The 20,410-nt window shown below is 57.3% G+C and carries 12 protein-coding genes; 5 read left to right on the forward strand and 7 right to left on the reverse strand.

The annotated features are described in order from the left end of the window. Positions 1-40 precede the first annotated feature (40 nt). Both CPY51_RS03685 and CPY51_RS03690 read right to left on the reverse strand, forming a co-directional pair. Positions 41-421, reverse strand: coding sequence for a response regulator (locus CPY51_RS03685; protein WP_111158713.1), 381 nt, complete (start codon positions 419-421; stop codon positions 41-43). Then, positions 421-3,930 (reverse strand): chemotaxis protein CheB, encoded by a 3,510-nt coding sequence (locus tag CPY51_RS03690; protein ID WP_111158714.1) that lies wholly within the window; start codon positions 3,928-3,930, stop codon positions 421-423. Before CPY51_RS03690 ends, CPY51_RS03685 begins: the two co-directional genes overlap by 1 nt. Positions 3,931-4,154: 224 nt before the next feature. Between CPY51_RS03690 and CPY51_RS32440 the strand changes: the two genes are divergently transcribed. Together CPY51_RS32440 and CPY51_RS03695 are read left to right on the forward strand one after the other, a co-directional pair. After that, complete coding sequence (locus tag CPY51_RS32440) at positions 4,155-4,325, forward strand: hypothetical protein (protein ID WP_154677713.1); 171 nt, start codon at positions 4,155-4,157, stop codon at positions 4,323-4,325. A 464-nt stretch (positions 4,326-4,789) separates the two neighbouring features. Continuing rightward, positions 4,790-5,041: an aldo-keto reductase family protein gene (locus tag CPY51_RS03695; RefSeq protein WP_111158715.1), complete on the forward strand. Its 252-nt coding sequence runs from the start codon at positions 4,790-4,792 to the stop codon at positions 5,039-5,041. A 192-nt stretch (positions 5,042-5,233) separates the two neighbouring features. On the opposite strand, the gene CPY51_RS03700 is transcribed toward CPY51_RS03695, so the two are convergent. The 3 genes from CPY51_RS03700 to CPY51_RS03710 are packed head-to-tail and all read right to left on the reverse strand — an operon-like array spanning position 5,234 to position 11,048. Further along, a complete protein-coding gene (locus CPY51_RS03700) occupies positions 5,234-8,353 on the reverse strand; it encodes an efflux RND transporter permease subunit (protein WP_111158716.1) in 3,120 nt (1,039 codons plus the stop codon). Continuing rightward, positions 8,350-9,489, reverse strand: a complete 1,140-nt coding sequence (locus tag CPY51_RS03705) for an efflux RND transporter periplasmic adaptor subunit (RefSeq protein ID WP_244598413.1) — start codon at positions 9,487-9,489, stop codon at positions 8,350-8,352. The genes CPY51_RS03700 and CPY51_RS03705 overlap by 4 nt, the downstream gene beginning before the upstream one ends. Beyond that, positions 9,486-11,048, reverse strand: coding sequence for an efflux transporter outer membrane subunit (locus CPY51_RS03710; RefSeq protein ID WP_420820665.1), 1,563 nt, complete (start codon positions 11,046-11,048; stop codon positions 9,486-9,488). The genes CPY51_RS03705 and CPY51_RS03710 overlap by 4 nt, the downstream gene beginning before the upstream one ends. 195 nt (positions 11,049-11,243) lie before the next feature. Between CPY51_RS03710 and CPY51_RS03715 the strand changes: the two genes are divergently transcribed. Then, a complete protein-coding gene (locus tag CPY51_RS03715; RefSeq protein ID WP_111158717.1) occupies positions 11,244-11,927 on the forward strand; it encodes a response regulator transcription factor in 684 nt (227 codons plus the stop codon). Positions 11,928-12,187: 260 nt separating this feature from the next. Next, positions 12,188-13,192 carry a HAMP domain-containing sensor histidine kinase gene (locus CPY51_RS03720; protein WP_244598414.1) on the forward strand — a complete coding sequence of 335 codons (1,005 nt, stop codon included), beginning with the start codon at positions 12,188-12,190 and terminating at the stop codon, positions 13,190-13,192. 752 nt (positions 13,193-13,944) lie between these two features. Here CPY51_RS03720 and CPY51_RS03725 read toward each other — a convergent pair. Continuing rightward, on the reverse strand, positions 13,945-15,828 hold the full coding sequence (locus tag CPY51_RS03725) for an ATP-binding protein (RefSeq protein WP_195909409.1): 1,884 nt from the start codon (positions 15,826-15,828) through the stop codon (positions 13,945-13,947). A 1,121-nt stretch (positions 15,829-16,949) separates the two neighbouring features. Between CPY51_RS03725 and CPY51_RS03735 the strand changes: the two genes are divergently transcribed. Further along, positions 16,950-17,963 carry an ABC transporter substrate-binding protein gene (locus CPY51_RS03735; RefSeq protein WP_111158721.1) on the forward strand — a complete coding sequence of 338 codons (1,014 nt, stop codon included), beginning with the start codon at positions 16,950-16,952 and terminating at the stop codon, positions 17,961-17,963. A 530-nt stretch (positions 17,964-18,493) separates the two neighbouring features. Here CPY51_RS03735 and CPY51_RS03740 read toward each other — a convergent pair. Continuing rightward, positions 18,494-19,543 (reverse strand): ATP-dependent DNA ligase, encoded by a 1,050-nt coding sequence (locus CPY51_RS03740; RefSeq protein ID WP_111158765.1) that lies wholly within the window; start codon positions 19,541-19,543, stop codon positions 18,494-18,496. Positions 19,544-20,410: the final 867 nt, after the last annotated feature.

Genomic DNA, 20,410 nt, shown 5'->3' on the forward strand with positions numbered 1-20,410 from the left:
GGGACGATCTGCGCCGCTGGCGACGCAGACAGGTCTATCGCTAACTAGATGCTACTCCCAACAACTCCAGCACTCGTTCCGCAAGCTCGCTAGAGCTGTATGGCTTGGTCAGACGCGGCCGATCGCGATGCCGTTCTTCCAGCGCCCAGTCGCTATAGCCGCTGCAGAAGATGAACGGGATCCCCCGCTCGGCGAGAATATCTGCGACAGGGTAGGAGTTCCCGCCCCGGATATTGACGTCGAGGATCGCCGCATCGATCGACGCCTCTTTTGCTAGGAGAATTGCCGCGTCCAGGCGTGACGCGGGTCCGACAACCTGGGCGCCGAGCTCATACAGGGTGTCTTCGATCATCAGCACGATGGTCATTTCGTCTTCGACGACAAGCACCTGACGGGTTTCTGCGATGTGCTGGACAGCCATTAGTTCCTCCCTCGTTCCGGCGGGCGAAGTTCTCCGACTTCCGGGGTGAGTGGAAGGTCGATGATGCAGGCCACCCCGCTCGCTTCGAAGCTGCGCTCCACCACTCCCTCGAATTCGTAGCTCAGCGAGCGGTCGATCACTGTCGTACCGAAGCCCCTCTGCGAAGGCGGTCCGGAGACGCGGGGGCCGCCAGTTTCGGTCCAATTTAATCGCAACCGCCGATCGGGGCCATTTGTGACTGTCCAGGAAACAGTGAGCTCGCCCCGCGGCACCGACAATGAACCGTACTTGGCTGCATTGCTGGCTAGTTCGTGGATGGCCATCGCCACCGACAGGCCGGCCTTCGGGGTGAGCACGATGTCGGGGCCTTCAACCCGGAGGTGCCTATCCTCATACGGCTTGAGCTCGGTCTCTATGAGGTCGCGCAAAGTGCCGGTGCCGCCTGCGCCCCGATTGGTCAGGAGGCTGTGCGCGCGCGTGATCGCAGTAATCCGACCTGAGATGGTATTCGCAAACTCCTCAGGCGAAGAATTCGTCCGCAGCGTTTGAGCGATGATCGAGGATACGATCGCCAGGATGTTCTTCACCCGGTGATCGAGCTCACCTAAAAGCAAGGCTGCATGTTCTTCGGCGCGCTTGCGTTCCTCGATCTGCAAAGTCACCGAGATGACGCTGTTTGCGCGCCCGTCGCTGCCACCAAGTACGGAAAGACTGTCGTGCACCCACACGGAGTTTCCGGCGGCACGCTGCAAGCGGTACTCGGCCTCGAACGGCTTTCCGTCGCGGGTCGCTTGCTCGAAGCGCGCATTGATAGTCTCGACTTCGTCGGGATTAATAAGCTCCTGCCGCCGTAGCTGCTGCAGCTCTTCAGCCGAGCGGCCTGCCATGGTCTCGAACGCGGCGTTGGTCAGAAGGAAGCGACCGTCGAGGTCGGTCTCCGCAACGCCCACGGCGGCCTGATTGACGATCGCGGTGAAGCGCCGCTCGCTGGCGTCTTTGGCCCGCTCCGCCTTTTTACGCGCCGTCACATCGACAAAGGTGATGACAACGCCGTCGATCACCCGCTCGATACTGCGGTACGGGCGAATGCGCATGACAAACGACGCACCGCGGTCGTGCAATTCGAGTTCGCGCTCCATGACGGTGAGGTCACGCAGCACTTTGGCGACGTCACGCCGTAGATCGTCATAGGCAAGCAGGCTGACGATGTCAGTGAGAGGTCGGCCCCGGTCACTCTCTCGCAGACTGAAGATGTCCGCCATGCCGGGCGTGAAGTTCCTGATACGAAGGTCTTCTTCAAGAAAGATCGTTGCGATCTGCGTGCTGTCCAAAAGGTTTTGCAGATCGCTGTTGAGGTTGGAGAGAAGGTCGTTTTTCGCCATCATCTCGGCGTTGACCGTCTGCAGCTCCTCATTGATCGACTGCATCTCTTCCTTGGAGGTCTGCAGCTCCTCGTTCGTCGACTGCAGCTCCTCGTTGACCGATTGGTATTCCTCCGCCGAGGATTTCATCTCCTCGTTGGCTGTTTCAAGGTCGCTGATCGTCGCCTGCAATTGCGCCCGCGCTGTGCGAAGCTCTTGCTCGGCGGCGAGAACCTCCGGGCTCCGCGGTCTTCCGTCGTCGGCTTGCGACGGCTCGGTCACCAGCGTGCGCATCTCCTGAAAGGCCACAACGTAGAGCCCTTCGCCGCCTGTGTCCTGCACGGGTTCGACGATGACGCTTAGCACGCGCTGCCGACCCTCGAGGAAGATGGAAACGTTGTCGGCGACCACCGCGGCTCCGCTCTTCACGACGGACTGTAGCGCCGTGCGAACGGTGATGCGCAGGTTTTTCCGCAGGTTAGAAAGGAGGCCGAGACTTGCCACGCCGGCCGAAGGCTCCAAGTATCGCGCAACTTCCCCGCCGGAATACCGAACGATGTTGCTCTGGCGATCGACGACGAGAAACACCGGTGAGTGTTTCGCCAGGGCAGCGCGGACGGCGCGATCGACGCGGTCACCGCCTCGACTTAACTCGCCGGCAAGGCGAGCGTTGGCGGGCGCCTGCGCCGGCATCGGCATCGCCGGGAACGCAGCATCGCCGTCGCGTCTTTGGAAGATATGAGCGGCTTTGTCCTCGACCGCGAAAAGATGGGAATGCCCGCTCACGCCTTCGGACATCCCGAGGAACAGGAGGCCATCCGGATTCAGCGCATAATGGAACGTGCGCAAGATGCGATCTTGCAGGTCGCCATCCATGTAGATCATCAGATTGCGGCAGGAGATCAGGTCCAACCTCGAGAACGGCGGGTCCTTCGTCACGTTGTGGACGGAAAACACGCACATCCCGCGGATCTGCCGGTTCGGCAAGAACCCGCCTTCCTCCTCGTAAAACCAGCGCTGCAGGCGCTCCGGTGAGATGCCGGTGGTACGTTGGTAGCGCCCGGCTCTGGCGAACTCGATCGCGCGGTCGTCGATATCCGTCCCAAAAATCTGGACGTCAAGGTTTGCGCCGCGCGCGTCAATCAGTTCTCGAATGGTGATGGCGAGGCTGTAGACCTCCTCGCCCGTCGAACAAGCCGGCACCCAGACCCGCAGGGCCTGCTTTTCCCGGCTGCGTTCGAGAATTGCGTCGATGGCTACCGACAGGCCCTGAAAGGCTACCGGGTCGCGGAAGAACTCGGTCACGCCGATCAGCAGGTCGCGGAACAATCGTTCCGCCTCGGCGGAGTCTTCCCGGAGATGCTTTATATAGGCGGGTACAGTGTCTGCCTGCAGGACCTGCATTCTGCGCTGGATGCGGCGGGTGACAGTCTTGATCTTGTACTTCGAGAAATCGTGGCCGGTCTTCGAGCGGAGGACGGCGACGACGCTCGCTAGGTGCTCCGCGGCGTCCGTCCGCGTGCCGTCACCATCCTTGCGGTCGGCAACCAGCGCCAGGTGATCGCGATATTCGATCAACCTTGCGGGCATGTCTTCGACCTGCATGACATAGTCAACGAGACCGGTTGCTGCCGCGCTTTGCGGCATACCAGTCATGGCGTGGTGGTCGAACTCAGCCTGAGCGATCGTTAGTCCGCCGCTTTCCTTGACGGCAGCAAGCCCGATTGACCCGTCGCTCCCAACGCCCGAAAGGACGATCGAAACTGCGTTGTCGTTCTGGTCCTTCGCCAACGATATGAAGAAAGTGTCGATTGGTCGACGGTCCGCACGCGGGGGCGCTGGTTGGACGATGACGAGCTGGCTGTCCTCGATGGTCAAAGTGGCGTCAGGCGGGATCACGTGAACCCGGTTGGGCTCCACGCGCATGCCGTGCTGCGCTTCGACGACCGGGATGGGGGACGCCCGCCCGAGAATATCGGTCAACATGCTCTTGTGATCGGGAGAAAGATGCTGCACCAGCACGAACGCCATCCCACTATCGGGCGGCAGATTTGCGAAGAATGTTGTGAATGCTTCAAGGCCGCCCGCAGACGCGCCGATACCGACAATCAGCCCGAGGCGGGTGGATTTCTCTTGGTTCTCCCTCATGCCATTTAACCGTTCGCCCTCGATTAAGTTCCAGACCGTGGATCCGCTCAATGCAAATTGCTCAATCCGCAGTCGAATACCTCATCACTGAAATATTTGACAGGCAAAAGCGGCGTGGGCGCGAAAGTGAGAGGTCGAGCGCTGGTCGCGGAAACAACGAATAGCTCGAGTACAATCCGCCCTGCGGTTCCAGCGGAGCAATCGTCAGGAAGCGGAAAAACGCATTGGCATGCGGCGAAGAAGACGCTCCCAAGAAAACGCCTCCTTACCAAGTCAGGGCAGTGCGCCTGACCATTCTCGCCACTGCGCAAGCGATAGAAGGGGTTGACGACGATCGCGCCGACAATGCCAAGAACGATGTTCGTGAGAACGCCCATGTCGCTCGCGAACACTGACCAAAGATTCCTCTGCCAAACGATCGGGCTGTTTTGTGCTGCTGGCGATCGTGCTCGCCAGCATGTTCCGCATATTTCCGCTCGCCTGGGGGCTCTTTCCTTCACTAGCACCAACGGAGTAGTCGTAATCGACTGCGCAGGAATGGCGCGAACGAAACGATGGCCTACCGCCTAACCGTGCGGCACCGGCCATGACCGCCGTCTGAGCTTTCACCGGCTCCGGCATTGCGGCCATGAATGAGGTGCGCGAAAGGGGCGTGATCAAGGGCTGGGAGCACAGGCGTCAATGAAGACGCTATCTGCCTCGACGTGCTCGACCGTGCGCATCTGGACTGCATCCTGATTGCCGGCCGTTCTACGCGCTTGACGGCCCGCCGATGAGAAACCTGGTCCGCTTTGCGCGGAGCGCGGGACTTCGTTGGTGCCGGCGGCAGCTTCAACTCCGGCATCCTTGCGACCGGACAGTGCCTGGTGCGCATTTCGACTATGTTGAGGCCGATGCCTCTGGACGGCGCGTTGGCAAGATCCAGGCGCTGGCGAGAAAGTCGGGGGGATCTTACCGCCGCGGCGATGCGATCCCGTTGGAAAGCCTTGTCGTTGCTTCGGCGCTGATCGGCGCCGCCAACCCATCGATCGTCGAACGCAATATCTCATCGCTTGCCCGTCCTATCGACCCCTCGCTTTTCGCCGCCTGCGCGCCATTTACGCTTCGCTGAACCGCGCCGCCGCATGTTGATTGGCTCAGCGGTTGTCGCGCTGTTCAAAGCCATGTTGCCGCAATAAACGGGAACCCACGCCTCGCGAACGTCAATGACATCTTTCCTGCACGCCCGACGTTGAGCTGAGATGAGGAGCTTGGCTCAACGGTGGCAGCTCCAATCCGCGACGATCATAACAAAACCATTGGGTCAGTTCCGAGAAGCCAGTGGCTTCAAAACGGAATGTTGGCTCGCCGCATCGGAATTCACTTGCAGCTCCTTGTCGGGCCGAAAGGGACGTATTAGCAAGTTAACCAAGTCATCTATGAATGTGAAGATGGTCGGTATGACAAGCAAGCTCAAGAACGTCGAGGTGAGCAAACCGCCGAGCACGACGATCGCCATCGGCTGTCGAAAGCTGGAATCACCTCCGCTCAGGCTCAAGGCAGCCGGCAACATCCCTGCACCCATCGCGATTGTTGTCATGACGATAGGTCGGGCCCGCTTGTGGCATGCATCTACTAGGGCATCGAAGCGCGACAGCCCCTTTTGTCGGGACATAATCGCGTACTCGACAAGTAGAATGGAGTTTTTCGACACCACTCCCATCAGCAGGATCAGCCCGATGATGGCGGGCATCGAAAAGCTGGTGCCCGTAATGAGCAGGGGTGCCAACGCTCCTCCAAGTGCCAGCGGAAGCGCCATCAGGATCGTGACAGGTTGGAAAAAATCGTGAAACAAGAGTACGAGGACAGCATAGATGCAGAAGACCCCAATGCCCATCGCCGTACCAAAGCTCTGAAATAGCTCTGAACTGCGTTGCAGCTCCCCCTGCTCGACCTGATGGACACCTTGTGGCAGCTGGCGAAGTGCAGCAAGGGCTTGCGCTTCGTTGTTCACATCACTCAGAATGCGTCCATTCAGCTCGACAGACAACGTGATGTTTCGGGCACGATCGATCCGATCGAGTTGGGACGGACTACCGCCAATCGAAATCGCTGCAATACTCCCGAGAGAGACTTTTCCGTTTGTACCTGCGACCTGAAGCTGCGATATGGCATCGATATCCTTGCGCGAATTGGCATCGAACCGCACCCGGATGGCTATCTGCCTCTGCGGCAGATTGAGTTTCGCCAGCGCGCTGGAGTAATCACCATTCGTCGAAACCCGTACCGCCTCGGCGACTGACTCGGACGTGATACCGAGTGCCGCGGCCTTTGCAAAATCCGGCCTTATCTGGATCTCAGGGGCTTGCAGCGAAGCGCTTGAAGTGACCGCCCCAATAGCTTTCAGTGTTCGTAGCTGGTCTTCAAGCGCGCTTCCCGCCTGATCTAGGGCGTTGGAGTCATCACTTGCCAGTGTCAGCTCAAGCTTCGTACCGTTTCCTCCGCTCCCAACTTCGACACGCACGCCGGCAAGCGAGGAGAGGGCAGTGCGGATGTCGCTCTCGATGGCACCTTGCTTTCGGCTCCGCTTCTTGATGTCCGTCAGATTGACGACAAGAGTGGCCTTGGTTACGTCCGCTGTGGTTGTGGAATCAAGTCCGCCGCTGCTTGAAGAGGTTCCGACAGCACTGAAGACCTGCGTGATGTCTTGAAGTTTTGAAACAATATCGCTTGCGCGTCTCGACACGGCATCGGTCTGCTCCAGGGTGCTGCCGGGCTGAAGTGTCAGAGTGACCTGCGTCTGCGCATCATCAGAGGCGGGAAAGAACCCTGTCTGCAAGAACGGAATGCTCGACAAAGACAGGACAAGCAAGATGCTGGTGACAAGCAACGTTAGCCTGCGATGATAGAGGCAAGCCTTAACCACGGCTATGTACCCCCGCATGATCGGCCCGTCTTCCTTCTCCACATGATTGGGTTTCATCAAGTAGGCGGCCATCATCGGCGTCAAAAAGCGGGCGACCAGAAGTGAGGACAGCACTGCGACGGAAGCCGTTATGCCGAATTGCCGAAATATCAGGCCGGGAATCCCACTCATGAATGCCGTTGGTAGAAACACCGCGACCAGGGTGAACGTGGTTGCTATAACAGCCAGCCCGATTTCGTCTGCCGCCTCGAGCGCCGCATCCATCGGCGTCTTGCCCATCTGAAGATGGCGCGTAATATTCTCTACCTCGACGATCGCGTCATCCACCAGAATGCCAACAACGAGCGATAGTGCGAGAAGCGTTATCGTATTCAGGCTGTAGTCGAACAAATGCAGGACTAAAAAGGTCGGTATAATGGAAAGTGGCAAAGCGATTGCTGATAGAAACGTGGCGCGAAAATCACGCAGAAATAGCCAGACGACGATAACAGCGAGAATAGCGCCTTCGTAAAGCATACCCATCGAGCCGTCATAGTTCTCGATGACCTGGTTTACCGTCGTATAGGCGTCGACAATCTCCACTTCGGGATGCGCAGATGCAAATTCCTTCACCTTCTTCTGGAGCTCTTCGGCAACAGTGGTATCGGAGAACCCTTTCGATCGCTTGATCTCAACGGCAATCACGCGATCCCCGTTGAGATAGGCCAGCGAAGACCGTTCCGAGAATCGGTCCGTAACCTTTCCAACTTCGTCCAGCCGGACGCTCTGTCCGGTCGAGAGCGGAATAGGCAACGTCGATATATCTTCTACAGAGGGTACGGCGCCCAAAGTGCGTATCGTTTGACGAGACGAACCGATGTCGCCGCGGCCACCGGACTTATCGGATTGCACAGACTTTACACGGGCCGAAATATCCGAGGCGGTGATACCGAGGGAGGTCATAATGTTAGGATCGAGGTCGATGTTGACCTCGCGGTGCACACCGCCCAACCGGTCGACTTCTCCCACCCCACCAACGGATAGCAAGGCTTTGGTCAAATCGTTGTCGACAAACCAGGAAAGCTCCGTCTCATTCAGCTGCTTCGAGCGAACTGCGTAAGCGATGAGAACGGAAGATTGCACCGTAACCTTCGAGACTGTTGGCGAATCCATTTCGGACGGAAGGTCGCCCTTGGCGCTGTCGACCGCATTGCGGACTTCGTTCAGCGCACTTTCGCTGTCCTTTTCGAGCTTGAACGAAACGCTGATTGCCACCGATCCGTCGGTGATCGTCGTTGCAATATGATCGAGAAGACTGAGGGTGGCGAGCTTATCCTCGATTTTCCGGGCTACCTCGGTCTCGAGTTGGGTCGGGGCGGCACCTTCAAGCGATGCGGAGACCTTGATGGTGGGCAGGTCCATATCGGGGAAATTCTGGACTTGCAGCTTCGCGAAGCCGAGCAGGCCGCAAACTGTCAACAAAGCGAACAGCAAGACCGGCGGGACTGGGTTACGAATTGACCAAGCCGAAATGTTCATTGAGCTGTCCTGACCACGTTTACGAGCGCGCCTTCAGAAAGAAAGGCTCCGCCCGTCTGCACGAGGGCCTCATCGCCACTCAAACCAGACGTGATCTCGACGCGGCTGTCCCTACGACGTCCAACATCGACGCGTGTCCGGTGAACCCGATTTGCCTGATCGATGGTGAAAATGTAATTGATGCCGTCCTTGAAGACCAAAGTACTCTCCGGCACCGTCAAAGCGCCCTTGATACCGATATCAACTGTCCCAGAAACATAGAGGCCAGCATGGGGCTGGGGCTCCGTGGGTAAAGTGACATATACAATTGAGCGCCCTGTTTCGGTGTTAACCGTCGGCGCGACGAGCCTGACGGTGCCCCTGAACGTTGTCCCATCCGGCCCCTTGATTTCGGTGGTTTGCCCTTGTCTGATCTGGGCGAGATAGCGGGTGGGGACTTCAGCCTGCCACTCTATGCGTTGCTGGCGGGTGAGGCGGAATAGCTCCGTTCCGGTGGATACCACCGCACCGAGGGACGCTGACCGCGAGGTGATTATGCCGTCGTCGACGGCGGTTATTGTGGTCTGTTCGAGTTTAATTCGCTGGCTATCAAGCGCAGCCTTTTCGGAGTCAAGACCTGCTTTCGCACTCTGCTCGGTGGTAAGGTATTCCACTCTCTTTTGGTCGGACAATGCCCCCGAGCCGCCAATCTCGCGAGCGCGATCCGCATCGGCTTTTGCCTTTGCAAGATCTGCCTCCTTTGCGACAACAGCCGCTTCTTCCTTGCGCAAGTCCGCAACCACTGTCTCCTGATTCAGCCGAACGAGAGTGTCGCCTTTCTTGACGATACTGCCGACATCCGCAACGACGTCGATGATACGCAACCCGCTCGTTTCAGATTCGATGACGGCTTCATGCCAAGGTTTGAGCCAGCCACTCGCTGGCACCGTCTGAGGCCAGTCCTGGGTCACGGATTTTATCGCTGCGACCGTCAATGCCGCGGCCCCTTCAGGCTTTGCTTGTTCCTCAGCAGCCACCTGACCTCCGCCGATCAGGCAGGTGGAGATTGCCACAAACAGCACGCGATAAACGAGACGATTGAAGCCGTCGTTCTTAGGGGCATTTTCTTTCGGGTCCATTTGATGTGTAACGGTCATTGGGCGCGTTGCTTTACCTGTATGTGTGGAGCTTCGTTCGTGTCGCCAACGGCCGGCTGTGAAATGTCGATCCGGCCAGCCCAGCCGCCTCCGAGTGCTTTGTTGAGCGAGACATAATAGGTAGCGATATCGGTATTGGTCTCGATGAGATTTTGTTGGGCTGAGTACAGGGACCGGTCAGCGTCCAGCACGTCGAACAGATCCCCCTCTCCGGCAATATTGAGCTGCTTTGAAAGCTTGGCAGCTGCGCTATAGCCCTGGACAGCTTTTGCCAAATCCACCGATCGCGCCCTCGAGCGATTGAGAGACACGATGGCGTTTTGAACATCCTCCATGGCGGAGAGGACGGCTGACTGGTATGAGAACAGATACTGATCACGCTGTGCCTTGGCGACATCAACCGCTGCCTTCAATTGGCCGCCCTGAAAGATCGGAATCGTTAGCGACGGCCCAAACGACCATCCAATGGTCGAGTTCTTTCCCAGCTCGGAAACGCTCGCCGCGGACGAATCGATGGATCCGGTAAGGCTCAGCGACGGATACCGATTGGCCTCAGCCGCGCCGATCTTTGCCGTCGCCTGGGCCAGTTCGCGTTCTGCCTTGCGTACGTCTGGGCGGGAGTTCAAAAGGTCGGCAGGTATTCCTACGGATACTCTCGAAGGAGGAATTGGGAGCCTCGACCTTTTGCCGAGAAGACTATCAAGCAGCAATGGCGACCTGCCAAGCAACACCCCCAGTCGATTTAAAGACTTGGCATAGGAAATTTCATAGGAGGGAATATCAGCATGCGTGGAAGCCGCTTGCGCTTCCACTTTGGTAACATCGACCAAAGACACCCCGCCCGCGCTGAATTGAGTTCGCGTCAGCGCTGCGGTTTGCCCCTGGGATTTGGAAGAATTTCTAGCGAGCTCCGTAAGCTGCTGATATTCTCGCGCTTGAATGTAATAGGTAGCCACATCCCCAATCAGGGTGACGAGCGTATTGCGCAAGTCTTCATTCGCAGCGTCAACCCCGTATTTTGACGCCTCCGCCGTCCGCTTATTACCTCCAAATAGGTCAAGTTCCCAGCTAGCATCGAAACCGGCCTGATAGTCATTGTAGACCGTGGCGGATGTGCCATTCGAGGCGGCCGAGCGGTTCCGTGTCGCGGACGCCGTGCCCTCGATCGTCGGAAGCAACGCGCCTACCTGCTCGCGATAGGTCGCGCGTGCTTCGCGTATCTTCGCCTTTGCCGTGGCAACATCGAGATTGGACGCGACGGCTTGAGCAATGAGATCGTCCAGAATGGGGTCCTTCATTTGCTTCCACCACTCCGCAAGGACTGGCGGCTTGTCCAAACTATCGTGCGCCTTCGCGTTCCAGGTCTTGGGCATGGAGAGCCTTGGCTTCTGGTAGTCTGGCCCGACAACACAGCTGCTGAGCGCACAAGCAAAAAGAAGCAGAGCGCTAAACTGGTGCGCTTTCATCCATATGGTTGGGATTTGACGCCTGTGTTGCGTTGTACGCGCAAGCTCGCTGCTGAGAGATCCGCTGTCGCCATCCAACGTCGCTCCCTCCATGGGCATGGGATATCGAGAATGCGAATGGGGTTCAGTAATCTCAGTCAATATGAGGCTCCGCGACAAATTGCCGACGGACCTCTGATAGGGGCTGTAATGTTAAGCGACGTTAAGGAAGTGTAAAGTTTTGTAAAACTTCTTCCGATCGATCTTTTTGGGTATATTCGTGCAGACGAAATGCACACGGAAAGCGGTATGCCGAAAGTACTTTTGATCGACGACGACACCGAGCTAACCGCCCTACTCAGCGAATATCTCGAAGAGGAGGGTTTTGAGGTGGAGACGTCGGCAGATGCCCGGGTCGGCATAGCAGGGGCTGCCGACCAATCGGCGGACATTATTGTTCTCGACGTGATGATGCCGCGGATGAACGGAATAGATGCTCTTCAGCGCATCCGACGGCTAGGCGACGTCCCCATTTTGATGCTGACAGCAAAAGGCGATGACATCGACCGGATTTCCGGTCTCAACTTTGGTGCGGATGACTATGTTGCAAAGCCATGTTCTCCGGGGGAATTAGTTGCGCGCATTCGCGCCATTCTTAGGCGGGCAGGCAGCAGGTTTGGTGATGAGAATGTTCTTCACGTCGGGAACCTGATCTTGCATCCGGCCGGTCGAACTGCCCAATGGCAAGGCAAACCGCTGGAATTGACGGGTGCCGAATTCAATATACTCGAGGTGCTGGCTCGCAATGCCGGACAATTGGTTCCAAAACAGGATATCTCCCGGCGCGCATTCGGCCGAGCTCTGACACCGTTTGATCGTCGCATCGATGTTCACATCAGCAGCGTACGCCAGAAGCTCGGCACCCGTGGTGACGGCACGTCGTGGATTCGTTCCATACGCGGTCAGGGATATCAACTGGTGCAGGAGCTCTGATGCGAAAGCTATTTTGGAGAATCTTCGCAATTGTTTGGCTCACAATGGCTATATCAATCGCGCTATTGTTCGCGATAAGTTCCGTCTTTGGACTGCTGCCCCCCGTCCAGGAACTACGCGATCAACGGACATCCTTGGCGATCGAAACGGCCACCAGGCTATTGGCGACAAACGGGGTTGACGCCACACAACAATTCCTGTCGGCCGTTGCGCAGACGCCCTCGCCCGTCCACTTAAACCTGACGGCCATCGGCGGGCCGATGGAATGCTCCATCAAGGCAATCGGCAAATTTGAAAGACATGTCGTCAACGCCGGCCACTGCTTTCAGCTGAGCGCTGAGGCGACGGAAATGGACTTTCTATCGCGCAATCTGCCGAAGCTCGTCCCTTGGACTTCAGCAATGTTTGCTGCCGCATTCGCAGCCTATTGGCTGGCCCAATATCTAACACGGCCGGTGGAGCAATTGAAGCGCGGATTGCGTGCGCTGGCGCAGGGCCAATTCGACGTAAGAATAGGCAATAAAATCGATCGAAAGAGGGATGAGATTGCAGCGCTTGCTCATGACTTTGATGTCACCGCCGCGCGTCTGCAAGAGTTCCAGGATGTCCAGCAGGGCCTCTTTCACGATATATCGCATGAACTCCGATCACCTCTGTCCCGGCTTCAAGCTGCTATCGGCCTTCTGAAAAAGAATCCCAGTCGACTGGATGCAATGACCGAGCGTCTCGAACGGGAAATCGCAAGAATGGATGATCTTGTCGGGGAGGTTTTGACTCTCGCCAGACTTACGGCAACGGAAACTCCGCCACTGGAGCAACAAACCCTTGACCTCGTCGACCTTCTTCGGGAGATCGTCGATGATTGCGCATTTGAAGGCGCTGCCCGTAATGTTTGCGTAGTCTATAACGGAGCGGAATCCTTCGTAACATCCTTAAACGGCGAGCTTATCTATAGAGCGATAGAAAACGTGGTGCGAAACGCTGTCAAATATTCCCCTTCAAATGCGCGAGTTATAGTTAACACTGAGCGGGAATACGAGGCCTTCGTAATCACCGTCGCGGATCAAGGCCCAGGCATCCCTAAAGACATTCTCGACGTCATCTTTCAGCCGTTCCGGCGCGGAAGTATTCTTTCCACGGGTGTCGTCGGCTTTGGCCTCGGATTGGCGATAACAAAACATGCCTTCGCCCGGCACGGCGGCCAAGTACAAGCCGAGCTTCCATCAGAGGGCGGACTGCTCATGCGCATGAGCCTTCCTGCCTAACTCCGATAAATTTGCGAGAGGGCAAACCGCGCTCTACTCTCGTGCTTTTGTTTGCGCTCCGATGATTCTCGCAATAACTGCCGCCTTTTACAGTTGACTTCGGTACATCGGTTCGAGCACCCGTCGCCGAAAGGCCAACCTCGTTTTGCAAAACGGTCATCGACTTCCACGAAATGATCGATCAAAAGTCCCGCGAAGCTTGATAGTTGGCTTCTAGCAGCAAAGAAAGTTTGATCGCATCTTTTGCCAACGGCGTGGAAAGGACATCGCTACGTCGGAAATGCAATCATCTCACCGTGGTTGAAGGGCAGACGGAAGGTCAGATCACCCGACTGAAGCCCCTTGAACGGCAAATATACGGTCGTGAGCCGAGATCGATCTGCCTCCGGCAGATTGATCAATCGATCCGCGCGACCTAGCCGCTTCCTTTCGGCAAATGTGCCCCAGAGCCGAGATCTGACCCGCAGTGATGTATGTTTCGGGTCGAGTATTGCGGTCAGGTTTCGCCCTATTGACCCGTCACCCTACCGGTAGCGGGTCTTTTTTGATCTTCAGCAACACAAGGCAAACGCAAACAGGCGCATCTTTGGGGGAATGCGGCGCCTGCAAAGGTTAACCGTTTAATGTTGTCGTTTATTCTGTGACCTTTGCAATGAGATATCCCCATAGTGGATCGATGGCATTACAGGCCACACGAGGATCGGCGCCGTGATCCTTTCTTCCGTCGAGCAACAACGCTGCATTGCAGGCGACTACCGCATCGGAAACTTCCCGGTTATGACGGTATTTACAAGAGTTTGCGCGAATGCCGCGTGAAGTTCGAGCTGGTTGAACGGCTTGCTGACAACCGGGAAGTCGACCTTTTGCCCCTGCTCCATGCGGTCGCTGTAGCCGGTCATAAGGACGATCCTCAAGTTTGGCAGAAGTCGCCTCGAGATTTCCGCAAGCTCGATCCCCGACATACCCGGCATCATGATATCGCTCAGCAGCCCGTCGAGATCCCTCCTCGCCCCAAGTACCTCCAGAGCGTCGCGGGCGCTCCTTGCGGTGAGTACCTCCACCACGTCGCCCTCGACTGATATGCGGGCCGCCTCAAGCGACGCGGGCGTGTCGTCGACAATGAGCAGCCGCCGTGGCAACGTCGCTGCCCCTTCGCCCGTTGGCTTGGCTATGGCTTCTCGAGCTCGCGGCAGATAAATAGTGATTGCGGTGCCGACGGACGTTATGCTCGCTACCGATACGCCGCCCCCGCTGCGTTCCGCAAAGTTTTTTACCTGGGCCAGACCCAGACCGGGCGCGCCTCCTGGCTTTGTGGTAAAAAGTGGTTCGAAAATTCGGGCGATGATGCCGGGCGTGATGCCCGTCCCGGTGTCTCTTATGGTGATCGCGACGTGGGCCCCACTAAGGCGGTCGGACTCTGAACGAGCGTCGGCGACATTTCGAGCCCGGAGAATTATTTCCCCGCCGCTGGGCATCGCCTCGCGGGCGTTAGTGACGAGATTTATAAGTGCGATCTCCAGCGACTTGGCCTCGATCGTCGCAGGCCATAGAAGGGGATCCACGGCGTATTCGACAAGGATGGTGTCGTTCGCCGCCTGCCGCAGCAGCGGATGCACCTCCCGAAGCGTGGCGATGAGATCGGTGACTTCAGCGGTCTGATTGGATTTTCGTGAGAACGACAACAGCCGCTGCGTCATCTCCTTGCCTCTCGTAACGCCTTCAAGCATCGAATCGAGAACCTGCTGCACCCGGCTGTCGTCTTGCGGCCTCCTGCGTATTGCGTTGGCTCCCGCCTGGAAGATCATGAGAAGGTTGTTAAAGTCGTGGGCCACCTGACCAGTCAGTTTTCCTAGCGCCTCCATTCTTTGCGCGTTCGCCATCGTGGTTTCCTGCTCGCGGCGCTGGACGAACTCCCGATAGAATAGGAGAATGGCAACGCCCGAGCAAACGAGGGTAGCAAAGCAGGTGACGAGAAGAAGGAGCGACGTCTTCCACGAGAGAGACCTGTATTCTGAGACGGGCATAGCGGCTGTAACGCTCCAGCCGGTTGTGCCGACAGCAGACGAAGCGACCCTGACGATTTCGCCGCTGGGAAGCATCGCTTCTTCCGCGTCCGCCTTCCCCATGCGCGCGTAGGTTCTTGCCGGCTGCCCCGTCTGGGCTCCAGTATCCAGCGCTGCGACGACCGCACCTGCTCCGTCCGTCGCCCAGGCTTGCCAGCCCACACCCTGTCCATCTTGCTGGAGGACGGTGGAGATTTCGGAAGGGCGGATTATCGCGGTGAGCTCTAAGACGGTCTCACCATTCCTCAGTACAGGCACTCGAACCGGAAACCCAAAATCTCCTAAAAGCCCCTTGCTAACATCTCCAATGACCGGCGAGCTAACCGCCTCAATCTTCCCATCGTTTATGCTGCCTGCGAGCTGTTTCGCCTCCTGCGGCGGCACTGTGACGATCACGTTGCCTTTTACGTCAGTCACCTGCAGCAGACCCCACGCAGGGAAGCGCGCCAGCAGACGCCGTGCGATCTCGCCAAACCCCGCCGCCGTCACGGGCGGGTCGACGCGGGGCGATTCCGACAGTATCGAAAGGAGCTGGATCTGGGTTGAGAGTTCCCTGTTGAGGGCAACTGCCAAGGTAGCTGCCTGCTCGGAGACTTGCTTGTCGAACGCAGCCCGCTGCTGCTGAAGCAGGTATTGGCCGAACAATCCACCAAGAAGAACGACCGGTATAATTGCTGCGAGCATTAGCAGGAACATCGGGCGAATGCGTGCCATGGAACCTCCCAAATTATCCTTCGGACATAGAGCGTTTCCTTGAAAAGCAAGAAGGAGCGAGCCCCGTGACATTCGTGGCCACACCTAGCGTGCTCTCTGGCTTGCGCACCTCAGCAAATGGAGAAAGATCGTGTGAAGCAGTGGACGCGGGAGGAGCATCTAGCCTGGGCTTTGAGAAACTCAACGACGAATTTCCCGTCCTGGGCGCTGCTCAGTTTTCACTGTCAGATGGCAGGCCAACCATAGACACCTGTCTCGTCATCGTTTCGACGGACGGCTGGCAAGCAATGATCATGCTCGTTAGGTCGTCCCCTCATGGAAGTCGGCCGGTTCGCAGCCATTTGTGGGTGACGATCATGCTGATGCGACAGCAACGAATCGTCACTTCAGTATTGTTCGAGTGACAACGTGGACGCCTGGCCAGACATTGGCCGAATGATCTTGCCGTGGCTTGCGCCCACGGAGACGGACGGTCGGCTGACATTGGCGCCGACCATGCCACTTCCGTCAGACAAAGATTCTCAATGCCGACCTCTGACTGTGCAGGTCAACCCTCCCAGCTTAGGCCACAAGCATCGGACCGATGAGAAGCCCGGTCAATGTAACCAGCCCACGCCCGCTAGCCAAAGCGCAATGAACCAGCCCGCCCGCTGCAAGACCAACGTGGTGCTTAATGGTACCCCTTCTCCGGGGCGGTCTTGCCGTGGAACACCCAGTAGACGTAGCAAAGCTGACTGGTGATAAAGCTCTTCGAACAATTGACGCCTTGTGGGCCTGACCCAACGCAAGACACGCCTGTCGTTGAAATCGGCGAGCAATTCGGCAATCGCCGCGTTCTCATTTCCACGAGCGCAATGCGAGCTAGCCCTCGTCGCCTGAAAGCTAAATGAAAGGTTGCGTGTGACACGCTTGCTTGCTGCATCGGGGAGGAAGCGCCAGCCGGCGAACCGATGCGTTTTACAAAATAGGAGGAGGTTTCTATGCCTAAATCGCACACGCTCTTCAACGCCTTGGTTTTTTCGCTTGCTGTGGGCGGCGTCTCGTTGAGCGCGCCTGTCGCCCAAGCCGCAGACAAAGTGACCATCATGGTAGGTGGCTACGAAAAACAGATCTATTTGCCAGCCAAACTAGCAGAATCACTCGGTTATTTTAAGGATGAGGGTCTCGACGTCGAGTTGCTGAATGAACCAGCCGGCGTTGATGCAGAAAACCAGTTGCTGGCGGGAGCCGTCCAGGGCGTCGTTGGCTTTTACGATCATTGCGTCGATCTTCAGGCAAAGGGAAAGTTCGTCGAGTCCATTGTCCAATTCAGTCAAGCGCCTGGCGAAGTTGAACTGGTGTCTGCGAAACATCCTGAAATCAAATCAGCTGCGGACCTCAAAGGAAAAAGTGTTGGCGTAACCGGTCTCGGCTCGTCGACAAATTTCCTAACACATTATTTGGTGACGAAGGCAGGCTTGCAGTCAGGAGATGTGACGTCTGTTCCCGTCGGAGCCGGGACGACATTCATAGCTGCGATGCAGCAAGATACCATTCAGGCAGGTATGACGACGGAGCCTACGATTTCGCGACTGCTAAAGACGAAGGAAGCGACTGTTCTCGTTGACATGCGTACGGTCGGAGCAACCCGGGCAGCACTTGGCGGTACCTATCCGGCCGCTTCATTTTACGTCGAGAGTGACTGGGTCGACGCTCACAAAGAAACCGCGCAGAAACTTGCAAACGCCTTCGTGAAAACTCTCCGCTTCATTAGCAGTCATTCCGCCGCCGAAATCGCCGAGAAGATGCCAAAGGATTTCTACGTCGGTGACAAGGATGGCTATGTCGCTGCCCTCAATGACGGCAAGGCCATGTTTACACCTGATGGCGTGATGCCTGAAGATGGCCCGAAGACGGTTCTTGCGGTACTTTCCCAAGGTAACAAAGACATCCAAGGCAAGCCGATTGACCTTTCGAAGACCTACACGAGCGAATTCGTCAAGAAAGTGAAGTAAGCGTGCGAGAGACGAGCCTCCGGCGCCCGGCCGGAGGTCAGCTTGCGGAACAGGGTTGCGGTCGGCGCAGCCAGGTGAAGACGCCAATGCGCATGGAATTCCGTTCTTATCTTCGCGTCGCCGATATCCGACTACCTTATCGAGACCGATCGGCGTCTCAGGAACTCTAGGATCGGTCGGGTAGATAAGTGCATTGATCTTGGCGCACCCGAAAAAGCGCAGAGTGTACAGAGGTCCAGACCCCCTGATCAATGTCTTTACCTATCTGCAGTCCGGCGCCCTGGGCACGGATCGTGGCCCTTTGAAGCGCGCCAATAGTCAAGCCTGTGGAAATGTTTCGCCTCTCATTGTGCCGCATGAGGTCAACTGCTCGCACCGGTGCCAAAACGAACGAGCCCGTGTCTGACGGGCCGGCCTCTCCCCAGCGCGCGGGGACGAGATGTCGACCAATCGGTGCCAGTCCAATCGTGCCCAGGCGGCGATCTAGCGGGAGTTGATGTTATCGCCAAGGCGATCAGCATGTCTGTCTATTAGGCGGTCGGATCCGAGCCTGCCCCCATTTCGATCTGATCATACGTACACTGGCCAGGCCGTTTATCTGGTCGCCACCGAATGATCTTGGTCCCGTGGCGGAAGCGATGGCCGGTGACATGATCGAATCTGACTTCCACGACTAGGACAGGATTCAGAGGCTCCCACTCGTCGCTCTTTTCTGTACTCCAGCGACTCGGGCCACCTGGTGCTTTGCCATCAAACCCAGGAGCCTGCCGAAGCGCCTCCAGCCTTCCCGTTAGGCCCGAGCGCTCGTCGTCGGTAATCGTTGCGGTGAAGCCTACATGATCGAGCTTGCCACGTTCGTTATATAGCCCAAGCAGAAGCGACCCAACCTGCCTGGATTTGCTCCGATATCGAAATCCGCCGACGACACAGTCGGCAGTGCGTAGTCGCTTGACTTTGATCATAGCGCGTTCGCCCGATTGATAGAGCGTGTCGAGATGTTTGCAGATGACGCCGTCTGTTCCGCCGCTCCCCGCTTCGGATAACCACCGTCGGGCTTGTTTCAGATGATTGGCGATAGGGGACAGCGTCAACTTTCCGCGGCGCTCGGCCTGCACCGAGAAGGCTTCGAGTTCTGCGCGGCGTTCCGAGAGCGGGCAGTCGATGAGGGTTCTGCCGTCAGGGGTGAGAAGGATGTCGAACATCACAAGCTTCGCTGGATTTTCGGCCGATAATTTGCGAATGCGGCTCTCGGCGGGATGCAACCTCATCTGCAACGCTTCGAACGACAGCAGGCCATCGATCTCGATAACCAATTCACCGTCGATCACGAATCGCTCTGCCGGTAAATGCTGCAGGAAGGCCACGACCTCCGGGAAATACCTGGCAAGCGGCTTGCCCGACTTTGCCCGAAGATCGACGTTCATCCCTTCCTTAAAGGCAAGGCAGCGAAACCCATCCCATTTCGGCTCGTACTGCCAGCGTTTACCCTCTGGCAATGCCTCTGCCGAACGTGCTTCCATTGGAGCAATATCAAGCGGAAGACCAAATTCTGCCATGTCCTGATCAGCGGCTGCAACCATCCCGCCAGCAGCGATCAGCGTCACTCGGTCCTCGGTGACGCCTGACACCACTCTATGTACATCCTTCAGTCCTCTGGCGGGTATCTCAGACGTGTTTTCAGCCGCGCGCACGCGACCTTGCTCTTTGGCTGCATTAACCTCCGGCTCTGGCTTATGCTGTTTGCTCACCGAATGCCTCCCTAGCTCGATTGGCGTTATTCAGCCTCGCTAAAAGCGGAACAATTGCCGGTCGAGCAAGTTCCGCAACCCAATAGGATGGAGCTGAAACCTGCAAACTCGGTGAAACATCGAGGGATTGCCAGTGAGAGCAAGGATGCGATCGGGGTTTCTGGCTGCCTGCGTCTGTCGCAAGCATGTAGATTTCGCCGGCGGGCCTCGCCGTTCGCGGTGCCCGCAAAGGCAGCCCCAAAGGTGCCTGCGACATTACAAAACGTCCAGATCAGCGAAATCGGTTGATACCCCGGTGTGGATTGGACCGAAGCTCGTAAAGCTGCAGGCTTTTACCCATGCCGGCCGTAGCGTAAGAATTCCGGAAGATAGCAGCGCGCCGATCTTGCCGAGAGTGATTGCTCCTCAAACGATACCTTGGGCGCCTCGAGCAATTTCTGAGACTGCCGTTTGATTCAGGCTCTCCCCTGCCGTCGGGCCCCGGTCTCCGCAAGTCGATGCCATTCTGGCATATTTCAAAGACGGCTTCAACATGACAAGTTCCTCCAGGCCGCGAGGCTGTTGGCTCCAAAGACTGTTAATTGGCCGCCCGTACAGACTTTTTGTTCGAAAATCAGCAAGCCAGCGTTTCAGGAAATAGGACGGCCGCAACGCAGACTGACCGCCTTGCCTCTAAGATCGTCGCCCTCAACACCCGAC

Origin of the sequence: Arminella tubonensis (assembly GCF_003240585.1) — a bacterium.
GTDB lineage: Bacteria > Pseudomonadota > Alphaproteobacteria > Rhizobiales > Rhizobiaceae > Rhizobium > Rhizobium tubonense.